Origin of the sequence: Micromonospora sp. RP3T, assembly GCF_003027925.1 — a bacterium.
Classification (GTDB): Bacteria; Actinomycetota; Actinomycetes; order Mycobacteriales; family Micromonosporaceae; genus Micromonospora.
The window spans coordinates 178,172-195,032 of record NZ_PYPS01000003.1 but is presented as its reverse complement, the minus strand read 5'-3'; the positions used below and the strand labels follow the sequence as shown (position 1 = coordinate 195,032).

12 protein-coding genes and 1 pseudogene are annotated in these 16,861 nt (G+C 74.1%); 6 read left to right on the top strand and 7 right to left on the bottom strand.

Annotation, left to right across the window (positions count from 1 at the left end; translation table 11 throughout):
- Positions 1-28 precede the first annotated feature (28 nt).
- Both C8054_RS04265 and C8054_RS33170 read left to right on the top strand, forming a co-directional pair.
- Entirely contained in the window at positions 29-805 is a 777-nt protein-coding gene (locus C8054_RS04265) for an ABC transporter ATP-binding protein (protein WP_107155383.1), read from the top strand.
- Positions 802-1,968: pseudogene (locus C8054_RS33170) on the top strand (ABC transporter permease); the annotation flags it as partial. The gene C8054_RS04265 and the pseudogene C8054_RS33170, both read left to right, overlap by 4 nt.
- Positions 1,969-3,440: 1,472 nt before the next feature.
- Here C8054_RS33170 and C8054_RS04255 read toward each other — a convergent pair.
- The 5 genes from C8054_RS04255 to C8054_RS04235 form a co-directional block, all read right to left on the bottom strand.
- Complete coding sequence (locus C8054_RS04255; RefSeq protein WP_158273805.1) at positions 3,441-4,295, bottom strand: DUF2336 domain-containing protein; 855 nt, start codon at positions 4,293-4,295, stop codon at positions 3,441-3,443.
- 49 nt (positions 4,296-4,344) lie between these two features.
- Complete coding sequence (locus C8054_RS04250) at positions 4,345-5,904, bottom strand: SulP family inorganic anion transporter (RefSeq protein WP_107155381.1); 1,560 nt, start codon at positions 5,902-5,904, stop codon at positions 4,345-4,347.
- A 410-nt stretch (positions 5,905-6,314) separates the two neighbouring features.
- Positions 6,315-8,264, bottom strand: coding sequence for a translation factor GTPase family protein (locus C8054_RS04245; RefSeq protein WP_233219490.1), 1,950 nt, complete (start codon positions 8,262-8,264; stop codon positions 6,315-6,317).
- A 165-nt stretch (positions 8,265-8,429) separates the two neighbouring features.
- Positions 8,430-10,295, bottom strand: coding sequence for a hypothetical protein (locus C8054_RS04240; protein WP_107155379.1), 1,866 nt, complete (start codon positions 10,293-10,295; stop codon positions 8,430-8,432).
- The gene (locus tag C8054_RS04235; RefSeq protein ID WP_199199520.1) at positions 10,280-11,089 is read right to left on the bottom strand and encodes an ABC transporter ATP-binding protein; all 810 of its coding nucleotides are present in this window, start codon (positions 11,087-11,089) and stop codon (positions 10,280-10,282) included. Before C8054_RS04235 ends, C8054_RS04240 begins: the two co-directional genes overlap by 16 nt.
- Before the next feature lie 201 nt (positions 11,090-11,290).
- On the opposite strand from C8054_RS04235, the gene C8054_RS04230 reads away from it, so the two are divergent.
- Positions 11,291-11,605, top strand: coding sequence for a hypothetical protein (locus C8054_RS04230; RefSeq protein WP_146179864.1), 315 nt, complete (start codon positions 11,291-11,293; stop codon positions 11,603-11,605).
- Positions 11,606-11,676: 71 nt separating this feature from the next.
- Here C8054_RS04230 and C8054_RS04225 read toward each other — a convergent pair whose 3' ends face one another.
- Both C8054_RS04225 and C8054_RS04220 read right to left on the bottom strand, forming a co-directional pair.
- Entirely contained in the window at positions 11,677-12,450 is a 774-nt protein-coding gene (locus C8054_RS04225) for a hypothetical protein (RefSeq protein WP_107155443.1), read from the bottom strand.
- Between the two features lie 23 nt (positions 12,451-12,473).
- Positions 12,474-13,937: an endo-1,4-beta-xylanase gene (locus tag C8054_RS04220; RefSeq protein WP_107155376.1), complete on the bottom strand. Its 1,464-nt coding sequence runs from the start codon at positions 13,935-13,937 to the stop codon at positions 12,474-12,476.
- Positions 13,938-14,306: 369 nt separating this feature from the next.
- Between C8054_RS04220 and C8054_RS04215 the strand changes: the two genes are divergently transcribed.
- The 3 genes from C8054_RS04215 to C8054_RS04205 all read left to right on the top strand — a co-directional run bounded on the left by C8054_RS04215 (position 14,307) and on the right by C8054_RS04205 (position 16,785).
- The gene (locus C8054_RS04215) at positions 14,307-14,918 is read left to right on the top strand and encodes a DedA family protein (RefSeq protein WP_233219489.1); all 612 of its coding nucleotides are present in this window, start codon (positions 14,307-14,309) and stop codon (positions 14,916-14,918) included.
- An 83-nt stretch (positions 14,919-15,001) separates the two neighbouring features.
- Positions 15,002-15,511, top strand: a complete 510-nt coding sequence (locus C8054_RS31930; protein WP_158273804.1) for a hypothetical protein — start codon at positions 15,002-15,004, stop codon at positions 15,509-15,511.
- Between the two features lie 236 nt (positions 15,512-15,747).
- Positions 15,748-16,785, top strand: coding sequence for a LacI family DNA-binding transcriptional regulator (locus C8054_RS04205; protein ID WP_107155374.1), 1,038 nt, complete (start codon positions 15,748-15,750; stop codon positions 16,783-16,785).
- Positions 16,786-16,861: the final 76 nt, after the last annotated feature.

The window sequence follows — 16,861 nt, the reverse complement described above, 5'->3', positions numbered from 1 at the left end:
ACCGTCGCCGACCCTAACGTCGGAGCACGTGAGATCGTCGAAAGCGCCGTCGGGACGCGCCGGCACAGCCCCGACCCCGCCGTACGCGGTGCGCCTGGAGTCGGTGTCCAGGCGGTACCGCTCGGGGCGGACCACGGTGCATGCCCTGGACGCGGTGACCGTCGACTTCCCGCGTGGCACGTTCACGGCCGTGATGGGCCCGTCCGGGTCCGGCAAGAGCACGCTGCTCAACTGCGCGGCCGGTCTGGACCGGCCGACCTCGGGTTCGGTCCGGCTCGGCGACGTCGAGTTGTCCGGCCTGAGCGAGGCGCGGCTCACCGAGGTGCGGCGGGAGCGGATCGGCTTCGTCTTCCAGGCGTACAACCTGCTGGGCGCGCTGACCGTCGAGGGCAACGTCACGCTGCCGTTGCGGCTCGCGGACCGCCGGACCGACCGGGGCTTCCTGCACGAGGTGCTCACCGCGGTCGGCCTCGGTGAGCACCGCACGCGGCGGCCGGCGGAGTTGTCCGGTGGCCAGCAGCAGCGGGTGGCGATCGCCCGCGCGTTGATCACCCGTCCGGACGTGGTGGTCGCCGACGAGCCGACCGGCGCGTTGGACACCCGGTCCGGCGGGCAGGTCTTGGAGCTGCTGCGTCGGGTGGTGGACGACATGGGCCAGACGGTGCTGATGGTCACCCACGACCCGGTCGCCGCCGCGTACGCCGATTCGGTGCTGTTCCTCGCCGACGGCCGGCTGGCGGGCGAGCTGACCCGGCCCACCCCGGCGCAGGTCGCGGCGCGCCTGACGCACCGGAGCGCCGGGTGATCCGCCGCCTGCGCCGGCTGGTCCGCCTCACCGGGGTCCCGCTGCCCGGGGACCTGGCGCTGGCCTGGCGCACGATCAGCGGGCGCAGGGGCGGCTTCGCCGGCTCCTTCGTCGCGCTCGTCGCCGGCGCGGCCCTGATCAGCGCGTGCGGCACGCTGCTCCTGTCCGGTCTCGGGACCGGGGTGGCCGCCGAGCGCTACGCGGGTGCCGCGGTGGTCGTCGGCGCGCCGCAGTCCTTCAGGCTGGACGAGAGTTCCGAGGTCCGCTACAGCGAACGCGTCACGCTGCCCGTCGGTACGGTCGCCGCGGTCGCCGCGGTACCCGGCGTCCGAACCGCCCTCGGCGACGTGAGCGACGTGGTCGGTCTGCTCGACGCGCACGGCGAGGTGGTGGGCGGCCGCGACGGTTTCCCGCTGCTCGGCCACGGCTGGTCGGCCGCGGCGCTCGGGCCGTTCCGGATCAGCCGGGGCCGGGCGCCCGCCGCAGCCGACGAGGTGGTGCTCGACGGCGAACTCGCCGACCGCGCCGGCTGGTCGCTCGACGCGACCGTGCGGATCGTGGTCGGCGGAGTTCCGTCCTCCTACCGGCTGGTGGGCGTCGCCGAGCCGCCGGCTGGCCGGCTGACGCGGCAGTCCGCGCTCTTCTTCACCGACGACCGGGCGTTCGCGCTGTCCGGGCGTCCGGACCGGGTGGACGCCGTCGGCGTGCTCGCCGCGCCCGGCGTGTCACCGGCGGCGCTGGCCGCCCGGATCAGGGCCGCCGTGCCGGACGTGGTGGCGCACACCGGCGCGGGTCGTGGTGACGTCGAGTTCCTCGACGTGGGCGATGCCCGCGGTCTGGTCGTCGAGACGGCGGCGGCGTTCGGCGGCACGGTGGTGCTGATCGTGACGTTCGTGGTCGGCAGCACGCTGACGCTGTCGACGCGGCAGCGCCGACGTGAGCTGGCGCTGCTGCGCGCGATCGGCGCGACACCCCGGCAGATCCACCGCATGATCGGCGCCGAGATGACGGTGGTGGCGTCGGTCAGCGCGCTGGTCGGCACCGTTCCCGGTGTCGTGCTCGCGTTCGGGATGCGCGAGGTGTTCGTCCTCGCGGGCGCGGTGCCGGCGGACTTCCGGATGCGGGTCGGCGTGCTGCCGACGCTGGCCGCGCTGGCCCTCTGCCTGCTCAGCGCCCGCCTCTCCGGCTGGCTGGTCGCCCACCGGGCGACCCGGGTCAGCCCGGTCGAGGCGCTCGGCGACGCCGCGGTCGAGCCCCGGCGGTTCGGCCGGGTCCGGTCGGTCGTCGGGTTCCTGCTCGTCCCACTGGGTCTGCTGCTGACCCTGGGCGACGTCGCCGCGGCGGGCGACTCGGTCGCCGACACCGCGGCGAGCGCGGTCCTGCTGTTCGTGGTGGCCCTCGGGTGTCTCGGACCGCTGCTGCTCCGCGGCCTGCTGCTGGTGTCCGGTCGCCTCCTCAACCCGCCCACCTCGGCCGGGGGCTACCTCGCCGGGGCCGACGCCCGCGCCAACTGGCGTCGGCTCAGCTCGGCCAGCACCCCGCTGGCCATGGGCGTGGCGCTGGCCGCGACGCAGGTGTTCGGCGCGGCCACGTCCGTCGCCGGCACGCAACGGCAGGTCGACGACGGGCTCCGGGCCGACCGGGTGCTGACCGCGTCGTCCGGGGGCGGGGTGGCCCCGCAGGTGGTGGACGCCGTACGTGGCGCGGCCGGGGTCGCCGTGGTGACGCCGGTGGCGCGGATGCGGGTGCTGCTGACGTTCCCCGCCGAGGACGGCACCGCCACCCGGGCCTACACCGCGCAGGGCGTCCCGCCCGACGGGCTCACCCGGACCATGGACCTGGCGGTGCTCCGGGGCGACCTCGCGGGCCTGCGGGGCGAGACGGTGGCGTTGAGCCGGATCGCGGCGCGGACCGCCCGCGCCCGGGTCGGCGGGACCGTCGAGCTGCGCCTCGGCGACGGCACCCCGGCCCGACCGCGGGTGGTCGCGATCTACGAGAACGGTCTGGGCTTCGGCGACGTCACCCTGCCCCACGACCTCGTCGTCGCGCACACCACCGCGCGGCTCGACACGGCGGTGCTGGTACGGGCCACGGACGGCACCGACGCGACGGCGCTCGCCGACGCGCTGCGCCGGGCCGTGCGACCCTTTCCGACGGTGCGGGTGGGCGACCGCGCGGCGTTCCTGGCCGCTCCCGGGGCCGGCGGCCCGGGCGACTGGGCGTTGAACCTGCTGTTCCAGGCCGTCCTGCTGGGCTACCTCGCCATCTCCGTGGTCAACACGCTGGTGCTGGCGACGGCCGCCCGGGGCCGCGAGTTCGCGATGCTGCGGCTGATCGGCGCCAGTCGCCGTCAGGTCCACGCGATGACGAACGGCGGGGCCCGGGTCGTGGTCGTCGCGGCGCTGCTGTTCGGGATGCTGGCGACGATTCCGCCGCTCGTCGGTTTCAGCCTCGGGTTGACGACGTCGCCCGTCCCCCGCGTCCCGATCGGCGGCCTCGCCGCGATCGGGGCGCTGACGACCACGCTCGCCTGGGGCGCCGTCACGCTGGCGACCCGGTTCGCGATGCGCCCCGCCGGTCGAGGCCATCGGTCACCGCGAGTGACCCGTCCGGACCGGCAGCCCGGTCGCCGGCCTCAGCGCCGGGCGCCACCCGGTCGGCCCCGGCCGGCCCCGGAGGAGGACCGGCGACCGCCGCGCGCGGCGCGCACCACCGGGGCCGCGCCCGCCCCGGGGCGGAAGTCCCGCGCGACGCCGGCCACCATCTCGTCGGGATCGCGACCGAGCGCCCGACGGATGTCCGCCGGGATCAGCTCCGATCTCGCCATCGCCATCCGCACCTGCACCGCGCGGTCGTCGAGCAGGGGCCGCAGGTCCGCCTCGTCCAGCTCGACGGCGAGCACCAGCGCGGCGCGGACGTCCGCCACCGGGTCCTGCGCGAGCGCGCGGCGCTGGGTCGCGGTGGTCCGCGGGTTACGGGCGAGCCCCTTGCGTACGCGTGCGGTGCGGTCGGCCATCAGGGCCGTGATCGTGTCGGGGTCGTGGGTGTGCGTGGCGAGTCGTTCCCGTACCTCGGGTGAGACGTCGTCGACCAGCCGCGCGGCCAGCTCGGGCTCCAGCTCGCGGCGCTCCGCGAGGAGACCACGCAGCTCCTTGTCGGGGGCGTCCGCCATCGCCCGGCGGACCGACTCGTCGCAGCCCGGGTTGCCGGCGACCGCCCAGCGGACCCAGCGGTCGGCGTCCTTCACGAGTCGCAGGAGGTTGCCCACCGAGGTCGAGGGGTTCCGCGCCACCGCCTCCCGGACGTGCCGGTCATGGTCGCGCGCCAGCGGTCGCAGCGCCTGTGCCGGCGCGTCGGGGCGGGTCGCGACCGCCTTGCGGACCGCGGCCGACGGGTCGGATGCCAGGTCGATGAGAGTCATCTGGGAGGTGGCCGGGTCCTGCGCGAGGGCGAGCCGCGCGTCGACACCCGCCCCGGTCGCATCGCTCACGCCGTGGTGTCCGCCTGCGTCCCGCTGCTCGCCCATGGGCGTCATCATGTCACGGCCCGGTTTCCGCGCCGCGCGCCCTGACCAGCGCCTCGACGACGCCGGTGCCGGTGGAGTCCCGGTCGTCGGGCGGGCCGTCCGGGGTCCCGTCCGCGGCGGCGACCCGCACCAGGACGCCCGCGCTGCGGTTGTGCGTCTCGATCCAGGTGGTCAGCGCCGCCCGGCAGGCGAGGTCGACGTGCCGCAGACCGCCCAGGTCCAGGTGTACGGGTCGGCTGGTCGGCAGGGCGTTGAGCGCGGTGAGGATCGTGGGCAGTCGCAGGAAGGTGGCGTTGCCGGTGAGCGTCACGTCGATCGGGCCGGTTCCCCCGTCGGCCACCGCCACCCGGACGTGGGAGGTCTCCCAGGCGGTCTTGACGATGGCCAGGCCGAGGCCGACGAGCACCCCGGCGAACAGGTCGGTCAGGAGGATGACGAGCGCGGTCGCGAGCAGCACCAGCGCCTCGCCCCGGTGCCCCCGCCACAGCTCCGGCATCGCCCGCACCGGCAGCAGCTTCGTCCCGGCGTGGATGAGCACGGCGGCCAGCGCGGGCAACGGGATGAGCTCGATCAGGCCGGGTGCGGCGGCGACGAACAGCAGCAGCCACACCCCGTGCAGGACGCGGGAGGCCCTGGTTCGCGCGCCGGCCCGCACGTTGGCGGAGCTGCGCACGATGACCGCGGTCATCGGCAGCGCGCCGAGCATTCCGCAGACCGCGTTGCCGGCGCCCTGTGCCACCAGCTCCTTGTCGAAGTCGGTACGCGGTCCGTGGTGGAGCCGGTCCACCGCCGCGGCGCTGAACAGGCTCTCCGCCGACGCGATCAGGGTGAACGTGGCGACGCTGGCCAGCACGCTCAGCTCCGTCAGCATGGTCCAGTGTCCGAGCGACGGCTGCACGGCAGCGAGCAACCCCTCCACCGTGATCGTCGCCACCGGCAGCCGCAGGACGCCGGCCGTCGCGGCGGCGACCATGACCGCGACCAGCGCTCCGGGCACCCTCCGCAGCCGGTCCGGCAGCCGGTCCCAGGAGAGCATGACCAGGAGCGTGACCACGCCGACGGCCAGTGACGTCCGCACCGTGGTGGAGCCGAGGATGTCGCTCCACAGCGCGGGCAGCCCGGTGAACTTCCCGACCCCGGACCGGGGCGCCTCCCGCCCGGACAGCACGTAGAGCTGGCCGACGACGAGCAGCAGGCCGATGCCGGCGAGCATGCCCTGCACCACGGCCACCGAGATGGCCCGGAACCAGCGGCCGAGTCGGAGGAACCCGAGGATCACCTGGATGAGGCCGGCGACCAGGACGACCGTGCCGAGGCCACCGAGGCCGTGCCGGCTCACCGCGTCGGCGACCAGCACGGTCAGGCCGGCGGCGGGGCCGCTGACCTGCATGCTGCTGCCGGGCAGGCAGCCGACGACGAGACCACCGACGATGCCGGTGACCAGGCCCAGTTCGGCCGGTACGCCGGAGGCGACGGCGATGCCCACGCAGAGCGGGAGCGCGACGAGGAAGACGACGACGGAGGCGGACAGGTCGGCGCCCAGGGTGCGCCAGGACAGGGTCGGAGACGACATCGTTCACATCCGGAGAGAGTGGACGGGCAACTGGTTGTCCCTGGGCCGCAGGACGGCTGGAAACGGCGTTACCGGCGGGTGCGGAACGCTATTCGACCGCCCCGATGAAGAGCCATTGCGCCAGTGGCGAATACGCCGGAGACAGCGCGACACAGCACCGACGATTCATGTTTCCATGCGGCTCGCTCCTCCTCCCGTCGGCGCATCGGCGCTGTTGAGGGCCGGTGTCAGCGACGACAGGGCGATCAGAAAACCGCTTTCGACCTTTCCACGACGACCCTTCCGGCAACCCCTGACAATATATCGAGATAAATATTATTCGCACAGCTCGCAGCCGCTCGAATCACCATTCAGGACCGACCTGAGCGCGTCGGACAGGAGGGGAACGCGTCAGGTCGCCCGGTCGGGAGCTACCGGGGCACGGCCCGGAACCACTCGTCCCGGACGGCCGGGTCGGGTCCACGCCGGGGCACCGTCGGCGGCTCCGCACCGGTGACCGGTGCGTAGTGGTCGAAGGTGGTGGTCAGGACCGCCTCGCCACCGGTGAGGTCGGGAAGGGCCGCGACGACCTCCGGCACCCGCGCCGTCGGCAGGCTGCCGCTCACCTCGAGGTACCCGCCGGCGACGGCGGTGTCGTGGACGATCGCGCCGAGCCGACCGAGCAGCGCCAGCACCGTCTCCACCGCATGCTGCGGAAGGTTGACGTCGAAGCGCTCGATCGGCTGGCACACCCGGGTGCCGGCCCGGCGCAGCGCCGCGGCGACCACCACCGGGGCGAGGTTGCGGAAGTCCGCCGCCACCGTCGAGATGGACTTGTCGAACTTCTGGTGCGGCCGGCTCTGCCGCGGCCAGTACCGGGACGCCGTCATGGTGACCGTGCAGTCGGTGACCGGCCAGCCGTGCCGGCCCTGCCGCAGCCCGGCCCGTACGCCCTCCTCCGTGGCGGCGACGAACGCCGGCGGAAGCCGGCCGGGCTCGACGCCGGGACGGAACTCGATGCCGTGCCCCACCGGCGCGGCGTCGATACGCAGCCCCAACCCGGCCAGGTACGGGTTGCCCCGCTCCCGCACCCGCTCCTCGGCGGCGCCGGTGCCGACGACCCGTTCGATGCAGGCGGTCAGCGTGCCGGAGAACCGCACCCGGACGCCGTACCGGTCCGCCATGAGCGCGGCCAGCACCTCCTTCTGGACCTCGCCGTGCAGCCGGATCACGGCCTCCGCCTGCTGCTCGTCGAGTCGCAGGTCCACCAGCGGGTCCTCGTCGGCCAGCTCGGCCAGGCCGGCGAACATCGCCAGGCGCTGGTCCGGGTCGACCGGCTCGACGACCGCCTGCCGGGTCGGTGGCGGGAACCGGTAGGCGTGCCGCCGCGGCGGGTCACCGAGGTGCTGACCGATCCGGGCCGACACGCCGCGCACCGCGGCGATCTGCCCGGCGGACACCGAGGGGCGCACCAGCACGCCGGCCGGTTCGGTGACGGCGATCTGGGTCACCGTCTGGGGGCGCGCCCCGTCGAGCCGCACCCGGTCCCGCACCCGGAGCTGCCCGGACCACACCCGCAGCCAGGCCCGCCGGCCCTGACCGTCCCGGTCGACGGCGAAGACCGTACCCGCCAGCGGGCCGTCCCGCTGCTCGTCGCGCGGCAGCAGGTCGGCCAGGAGGCGGCACAGCTGCCGCACCCCGGCGCCGGTGACCGCCGAGCCGCACGCCACCGGGCTGAGGTCGCCGCGGCGCACCGCGACCCGGATCGCGCGCCGGACGTCGCGGACGCGTAGCGGCTCGTCCGTCAGCCAGCGGGCCGCCACCGCGTCGTCGGCCTCCGCCACGGCCGCCACCACCGGTTCGGTGTCGAGGCCCACGGCCCGTACCCGGGCGTCACGCGTGCCCTGACCGGCGACCGTGGTGAGCACGACCGGGCACGCGCCGAGCCGTCGGCGCACCTGGGCCGTGACCCGGTCGACGTCGGCGCCGCGACGGTCCACCTTGTTGAGGAAGAACACCGTCGGCACCCCGATGCGGCGCAGCGCCCGCCAGATGGCGACGGTCTGCGGCTGGACGCCCTCCACGCTCGACACCACGAGCACGGCGGCGTCCAGCACGGCGAGCGAACGCTCGACCTCCGCGATGAAGTCGGGGTGGCCGGGCGTGTCCAACAGGTTGACGCTCAGGTCACCGAGCGCGATCGAGGTGACCGCTGCCCGGATGGTGATGCCGCGCCGGCGCTCCAACTCCATCGAGTCGGTCCGCGTCGTGCCGGCGTCGACACTGCCGGGCTGGGAGACCGCGCCGGCCTCGAAGAGCAGGCGTTCGGTCAGGCTGGTCTTTCCGGCGTCAACATGGGCGACGATTCCGAGGTTCAACAAGGCCAAAGCAGAACTCCACGGTGGGACGGTCCAGGGTCCGGGGCGTGGAATCCGCTCGCATCGTCACTCCTCGTCGTCGTGGTGGCCGGCGCCTCCGCCGGGTGCGGCGGTGGGCCGTCGCCAGGTTCGCACGCCCACGGCGACCGCCACCACCGAATTCGGGTCTCAGACCGATTCGAGCTCGCGATCCCCGGCCGACGCCGGGCCGCCGGCCCGGCCGGCCCGGCGGTCGACCCTGGTCCGCACGGCCCGGGCGTACAGGGCGATGCCGGCCAGGATGCCGAGCACGGCGATCGGCACCCCGAGGACGGGCCACACGTACATCGCCAGGAACCAGGACCGGACGTGGATGTCGGACAGGATGAAGACCAGCGGGATGATCCCCTGCGGGATCAGCAGGACCGAGCCGAGGCCCCAGCTCAACCCCTCGACCGGGCCGCCCCTCGCGGCCACGCCGGAGCCGTCGACGCGCCGGACCACGGGGGGTCGGCCGGTGCGCATGGTGTGCAGCAGGTCGGGGCCGTCCTCGGTGAGCTTCCGGATCGCCCCGGCCCCCAGCGCCCAGGCGACGGCGACGCCGGTCAGCACGCCCACCGGCACCCCGGCCCAGCTCAACCACGGCTGGTCGACCCGGGCGCCGAGCCAGACCAGGGCGAGCGCGGGCGCCGCCGGCAGCAACCCGACCCAGAACAGCACGTTGGACTGGCCGGTGGTGTCGGCGCGCTCCAGCGGGTTGCTCGGTCGCTTGTGGGCGTCGGGACCCGGGACCAGACCGAACACGGAGGCGTGGACGATCAGACCGGCGCCGCCGCCGAGCAGGGCGGGCACCGCCGCGGCGACCCACGGCCAGGTCCAGGTCAGGCCGCTCCACCAGCCGAAGGCGATGCTCAGGGCGACGGCCGGCGGCCCGAAGACGATCAGGTACGCCCACTGCCGGCCCCGTACGTCGGCGCGTTGGGTGCCGGTCGTCAGGGTCTGCCAGAGCGCGGTGCCGTCCTGGCTGTAGAGGTTGCCGGCCGAGGTGATCGCGAAGAGCGCGAGCGCCGGGCCGGCCCAGGGCAGCAGGACCCGGGCGTCGAAGGTCAGCGGCAGCAGCACGGTGCCCAGCGCCCAGACGATCGGCACCACCGCGGTGGTGGTCCGCAACGGGTCACGCCACCAGGTGCGCAGCTCCTTGCGGACGACGGCGCCGGTCGTACCGGCGAACGGGCCGCCGCGCACCGGGGCGCGGTGGGCGCTGCCCCGGATGGTGACCCGGGCCCGGCGCGGACTGCCCAGCTCCACCGACCAGACGAGCAGCAGCAGCACGCAGAGCACGGCCAGCCCGGCCGGCGCGGCGAGGGCGAGCGGCCAGTCACCACGGCCCGCGGCGTCCACCGCCACCACGCCCCAGCTCGACGGGACCGCCCGCAGCGTGACGGTGGTCGCGTGGGAGAACCCGGTGGTCAGGACGTCGGAGTACATCACGGCCACGACGATCATCCACCCGGACTGGGTGAGCACGAGCATCGCGGCGAACAGCACGCCGGTGATCGCCGCACCCGCCCTCGACGCCGCGACGGCCCCGAACAGCGCGTGGACCACCCGGGACAGCAGCACCACGAAGACCAGTTGCAGGGCCGCGACCGGCGCGGCCAGCACCGCCGGGACCAGACCCTGCCGGGCGCCGTACGTGATCAGGCCGACGAACCCCAGCGCGGTGACCGCGGTGGTGATCCCGACGAAGGCCGCCCCCAGCAGCCCCACCGCGAGCCGGCGACGCGGCACCGGCAGCAGCGTGAAGTGGTCGGCGCGCAGCACCGCCGCGCCGCTCCACAGCGGGCCGATCAGCCAGCCGAGCGTCCACATCCCGAACACGCCGGCGAGCAGGTCGCCCAGCACGTCGGTGGGCAGCTCGACCAGGGAGAGCCAGATGGTCGCGGCCGCGAACAGCAGGCCGAGGACCGCGCCGACCAGCATCCACGCCGCCCGGCCACCGGTCATCGAGTTCCTGATGATCGTCAACTTCATCCGGATCAGGACGCCAACCACGACAGCCCCTTCCGGGTGTGCGCGTCACCGCCGACCAGCCGGACGAACGTCTGCTCCAGCGTGGTGTCGCCGCGCACCTCGGCCAGCGGACCGGCCGCCACGACCCGGCCCCCGGCCATGACGGCCACGGTGTCGCAGAGCTGCTCGACGAGCGGCATCACGTGACTGGAGAGCACCACCGAGCCGCCGCCGGCCACGAACCCGGTCAGGATCGCCTTGAGCGCGGCCGCGGACACCGGGTCGACCGCCTCGAACGGCTCGTCCAACACCAGCAGCCGGGGCCCGTGCAGCAGGGCGGTCGCCAGCCCGATCTTCTTGCGCATGCCGGTGGAGTAGTCGACCACCAGGGTGCGCTCGGCCGCGCCGAGCTCCAGCACGTCGAGCAGTTCCTGGACACGGCCGGCCAGCACGCCGGCCTCGATGCCGCGCAACTGCCCGAGGTATGTCAGCAGCTCGCGCCCGGTCAGCCGCTCCGGCATGGACAGCCCGTCGGGCAGCACGCCCAGCAACGCCTTCGCCCCGGCCGGGTCGGACCACACGTCCACCCCGAACACCCGTGCGACGCCCGCGTCCGGGCGCAGCAGGCCGACCGCCATGGACAACGACGTCGTCTTGCCGGCCCCGTTCGGACCGACCAGGCCGAAGAACGACCCCTGCGGCACCACGAGATCGACGTGGTCGACGGCGGTGTGCGCGCCGAACACCTTGAGCAGGCCGGACAGGCGCAACGCCGGCGGCCGGCCCGCCACCTCAGGGCTCTCCGGCGCGGCGGGCCGGGGGTTCGCTGGTTCCATGGTTCCTCTCGCGGTCACCGGGCGTCGACGGTCTGGTGTCGGCCGAGCCATCGAACACCGTATCGGCGCGGTCCACGACAATCGGCCCCGACCCGGCGTCCCGGCCGCCCGGCGAGCGCGGGGATCGGCGGCGACGAATAGAATCCGGCGGATGGATGTCCCCGTGGCGCATTCGTGCGCGACGATCGAGTGGAGGACCTGATGATCGTTCGACGACTGCTGCTGCGCACGGTGGCGGCCGGCCTCGCGGCGACGACGCTGACGGCTCTGGCGCCGGCCGGGACGGCGCAGGCGGCGTGCACGACGAGCAGCTTCACCGTCGTCTGGGACTACGCGGGCATGTACACCGAGCCCAGGGAGTCCACGTTGTACGGCACCCGCCGCTACGGACAGGTCGTCACCGGCCCGACCGGCAACACCGCCAACGGTTGGACGCTCACCTACGACTACTGGAACGGCCTGGCGCTGTGGGCGTACATGAAGGACGCTTCGTTGCAGTACCGGGGCTGCGCCTGAGGGGCCGGCCGCTCCGGGCGGAACGCCTGGCCGGGGTCACCGGCCAGGCGTTCCGCTGGCGGAGGCTCGGGTCAGCAGCCGAGCCGCCTGCTGGACAGCGCGACGTCGTCGATCCAGAGGTCGAACTCGCCCGGCGTGGTGCCGCCCTGGTAGAGCTGCCAGCCGATCTTGACGGTGTCGACCGTCGGCAGGACGAAGGGCACGTCGTTGCCGCCGTGTTCGGTCGTGGACGCGGTCAGCTCCGGGTTCGCCACGCCGTCGATCCACACCGCGACCCGGTTGTCCGTCGCGTCCAGCCGCCACTCGACGCACTGCCAGGTGTCCTCGGTGACCGGGGCGGACTCCCGCCAGTTGGTCCAGTCGCCGGTCGGGCCGCCGTCCGCGCCGATCCCCCAGAAGGTGCCGGGGACCGTGGGCGCGTACTGGCCGCCGACCGGGCGGACGACCTCCGCGCTGCCGGCGCCGGTCGCCTCCACCAGCGTGAAGTGCGCCCAGTCCGGGGCGGTGGGGAAGGCGTCGACGCGCAGCCGCATCCGGCCGTAGAGGCGGTTACCCGGCGCGGCGACGTCGTCGACGCGCAGGAAGGCGCGCCCGTTGTCGACCGTGTGAACGTGCAGCACCTGGTTGCCCCGGCGGGCCCGCTCGACGGTGAGCGTGCCGTGGCGGGTGTCGACGCCCCACTTCAGTGTGCGGGGCCCGCCCGGGGGCAGTCGCTCGAAGTCCTCGCAGAAGAGCAGGCCGCGGGGGCACGAACGTGGGGCGGCGGTCGACGCGCCGGCCGGCCCGCTGCCGGCGACGGTGCCGAGCGTCAGGGCGGCGGCGAACACCGCGAGGAACCTACGCATGATCATCCTCCACGTGTCGTCGCTCAGGGGCTGGTGCAGGAGAGGCCACCGGGGGCGGCGTTGCTACTGCCGTTGACCAGGAATCCGAAGGTGGTCGAGGCGTTCGCGCCGAGGGACCCGTTGTAGTCGGCGTTGCGGACGCCGACCGTGCCGCTGGTGCCGGTGTTGACGCCGTTCCAGACGTTGGCGACGGTCTGCCCGCCGGCCAACGTCAGCCGCACCGTCCAGCCGGTGAGCGTGGTGGAGCCGTTGTTGGTCACGGTGACCTCACCCTGGAAGCCACCGCTCCAGCTGTTGACCATGCGGTACGTCGCGGTGCACGTCCCCGGCTGTCCGGTGGCGGGTGGCGTGGTCGGCGGGGTGGTGGTCGGCGGCACGGTGGTCGGCGGGGTCGTGGTCGGCGGCGCGGTGGTCGGCGGCGCGGTCGTGCCCGGCACCGTGGTGGAGGCGGCGTTGAGGGCGTCGCGTACGGCGCCGTACGCCGCCTTGGGGTTGCTGTTGCGGTCGAACAGCAGCGGGTTCTCGTTGCCACGCCAGGAGTCGCTGTCCCGGATGCCCCACGTCGTGACGCCGACGCAGCGGGGCACGTTCACGCAGGCCTGGGTGAGGCCCTGGTACTGGCTGGTCGAGGCGTTGGTGACGTCGGCTTCGGTCAGCGCCACGTCGACGCCGAGCGCGGCGAAGCTCGACAGCGTGGTCTGGAAGTTGGACGGCAGCGAACTGCCACCGGTGAAGTGGGTCTGCAGACCGACGCAGTCGACCGGGACGCCCCGGGCCTTGAAGTCCTTGATCATGTTGTAGACGCCCTGCGTCTTGGCGTACGTCCAGTTCTCGATGTTGTAGTCGTTGTAGCAGAGCTTGACCGACGGGTCGGCGGCGCGCGCGGTCCGGAACGCCACCTCGATCCAGTCGTTGCCGGTGGACTGCAGGTTCGACGACCGCCGGCTGCCGTTCTCGGCGAACGCCTCGTTCACCACGTCCCAGTAGGCCAGCTTGCCCCGGTAGTGGGCCATCACGCCGTTGATGTGGTCGATCATCGCCTGCCGCAGGGCGCTGCCGCTGAGACTTCCCCAGAACCTCGGCTGCTGGGCGTGCCAGGCCAGCGTGTGACCCCGGACCCGCATGCCGTGCTGGGTGGCCCAGTTGTAGATCGCGTCACCGGCCCGGAAGTCGAACTGGCCCGGGTTGGGCTCGGTCGCGTCGGGCTTCATCTCGTTGACGGCCGTCATCATGTCGAACTCGCGGTTCGCGATGGTCAGGAAGCCCTGGTCGGTGAGCCGGTCACCGCCCATCGCGGCGCCGAAGTACCGGCCGCTGCGCTCGGCCGCGGCCTTCAGGGTGGTTCCGGGCGGGTCGCTGAGATCGGCGCGGGCGAAGGTGGCCACGGCCATCGAGGACACCGTGACCGCCAGGGCGCAGGCGCCGCCCAGAAGCAGCCGGACGGCGCTCCTGCTCCGACGGCGCGCTCGATCGGGTACGTCGTTCATCTGTGCCTACTCCTCGGTGTGCGGTCTGGTCCGCTGCCGCGCACGGCACGGGATCCGGCCGGTCGACGGTCGGCGTACCGCGCTCGCGGCGGGACCAGCACGCGGCAGGTGACGCCGTCGTGGCGTCCAGCCGGCCGCGTCCGAATCGGTGACCACCGGCCGGCTACCCGGTCCGCCGGTGGATGGCGAACACTCCGCGTCGTGCGCCCGGTCGGAGTGACGCTGCCCTGCCGCGATGCTATATCGAATCAATTCGATACGCGACCGGCCCGCGTCCCCGACGGGGTGAGCCGGCAGCCGGGACCAGCGGCCGACGCTCGCGCCGGCTAGGCTCGTCGACGTGGTGGGCCGCCTCTCCGGGACCGGCCGGTGAGCCCGTTCCGGCTGCTCACCGACCTGGTGAGCCACTACGGCTACCCGGGGCTCGCCCTGCTCGTCGGCGTGGAGGGCTTCGGCGTCCCGGCGCCGGGCCAGACCGCGATCGTCCTCGCCGCCGGGTACGCGTCCCACGGACGACTGAGCGTCGTCGCCGTGGCGGCCACCGCGTTCCTGGCCGCGGTGGCCGGGGACAGCATCGGCTACCTGATCGGTCGCCACGGCGGTCGCCGGCTCGTCCTGCGCCACGGCCGCCGCCTGCGTCTGGGCCCGGACCGGTTCGCCCGCCTGGAGGCGGTGATGAGCCGCCACGGCCCGAAGCTCGTCGCCGCCGCCCGCTTCGTCGACGGTCTACGGCAGTTCAACGGGGTGGTCGCCGGCACCACCGGCATGCCGTGGCGGCGCTTCGTGGCCTACAACGCGCTCGGCGCCGCCGCCTGGGTGGGACTGTGGACGACGGCCGGCTACCTGACCGGCGACCACCTGCGGGCCGTGCTCGTGGACCTGCACCGGTTCGGGTGGTACCTGATCGCCGGCGCGGTCGTTCTCACGCTCGCCTACGTCGGCTGGCGACTGGCCCGCCAAGGGGGCGGCGACGCGTCGTAGGTCATCCCCCGCGGGTGGCCGGGGCGACGACCAGCACGACGAGGTTCCGGGGGCCGTGCACGCCTTCGACCCGGTTCGGTTCGATGTCGCTCGTGGCGGACGGGCCGCTGATCCTCGACCGCTGTCCCGGCCCACCATTCGCCGGGCAGATCGGGCGGCACGGCGAGCGTGTCGACCGCCGCGTTCCGCAACTCCGCCGCCACCGCGGCGGCGAGCATCGCCGGTTCGACGACCCGGACCCGGGCCCGGTAGTCGCCGACCCGTTGGGCGAACAACCGCACCACGTCCCGGGCGTCGGCGAGGGCGGCGAGGCGCTGCGCGGCGGCGAGCCGGCGCGGGCCGCCAGGGTGACCATGGACTTGACCTTGATCACCTCGTCGGCGTCGGCGGCGCGGACCAGGTCGACGACGATCCGGTTGGCCTCCGCCGCGTCGCGCGCCCAGTGCACGACGGCCCCCGCGGCGGTGGCCCGCTCCTCGAACCGCAGCAGGTGGCGGTCCAGGTGCCGCAGCGTCCGGTCCTTGATCGCGGCGCCGGCGACGCGCAGGTGCTCCCAGTCCGCGTCGCACCATTCGCCGCAGGAGATCGGATGACCTTCCCCCCGGACGTGGGCCAGCAGGACGCCCCGTCGGGGTGGCGGCGGTCAGGCCGACGCGGCCGGCCCGCCGAGGGCGTTGCGGAGCCACAGCTCGACGACGGCGAACGCCGTCTTTCGACATCGGCTATTGACGTCGCCGTAACAGCGGCCTAGCGTCTGTCGAACCGCTTCGTCGAAGCGCTTCGACGATCATTCGAACGCGGTGCCACGCCCGTCCCGAGGAGGTGCGCGATGGCCACCATGCACGACGTCGCCCGCCTGGCCCAGGTCTCGGTCAGCACCGTGTCCTACGTGCTCACCGGCACCCGGCCGATCTCCCCGGCCACCCGGGCCAAGGTGCGCGCCGCCATGACCGAGCTGGACTACCAGCCCAACGCCATGGCCCGTGGCCTGGCCAGCCGACGTAGCCGGATCCTGGGCCTGCTGCTGCCGATGGACGAGCGCGGCCTCGGCGCGACCGAGACGGCGTTCGTCACCGGGGCGGCCGCGGCGGCCAGCGCCGTCGGCTACCACCTGGTCCTGTCGCCCGTCGGGGGTGGCGGCGACCTCGCCGACCTGCGCCGGCTGGCCAGCCAGCGGATGTTCGACGGCGTCGTGCTGATGGAGGTGAAGCTCGCCGACGAGCGGGTCGCCGCGCTCCAGGAGGCCGGTGTGCCGCTGGTGCTCATCGGGCGCACCGGGGACACCGCCGGGCTCTCCTACGTCGACATCGACTTCGGGCAGACCGTGCGGGAGGCGGTGGCGCACCTGGTCGGGCTGGGGCACCGGCGGATCGTCTACGTCAACCACTCGGCGCAGACCCTGACCCGCGGTTACGGCCCGGCGCTGCGTACCCGGGACGCCTTTGTCACGGCCATGACCGGCCACGGCCTGGAACCGGTCATGATCCCGGCCGAGGACAGCGCCGCCGGCGGCCGGGCGGCGCTGGCCGCCGCCCTGGCGCGGGCGCCGGGCCTGACGGCGGTGCTGGCCATGAACGAGACGGCGATCTTCGGCATCCTCGGCGAGCTGACCGCACGAGGGCTGTCCGTGCCCGACGACGTCTCGGTCGTCTCGATGGTCACCTCGCCGCAGGTCGCCGAGCTGGCCACCCCGGCGCTGACCGCGATGACGTCGCCCGGATCGGCGATGGGCCGGATCGCGATCGAGGCGCTGGTGCGTCACCTGGACGGGGCCGGCGACGAGCGTCACCAGCAACTGCTGCCGTGCGCGCTGGAGATCCGGGGCTCGACCGCAGTCCCACGAAGCCGCCCACCGACGGGGGGCTGAACAGGAGAAACGGCCCGTCGCCGCGCGGCAACGCGACGACGGACCCAGTGAAGTACCGGCTCGATACTCAACGAGG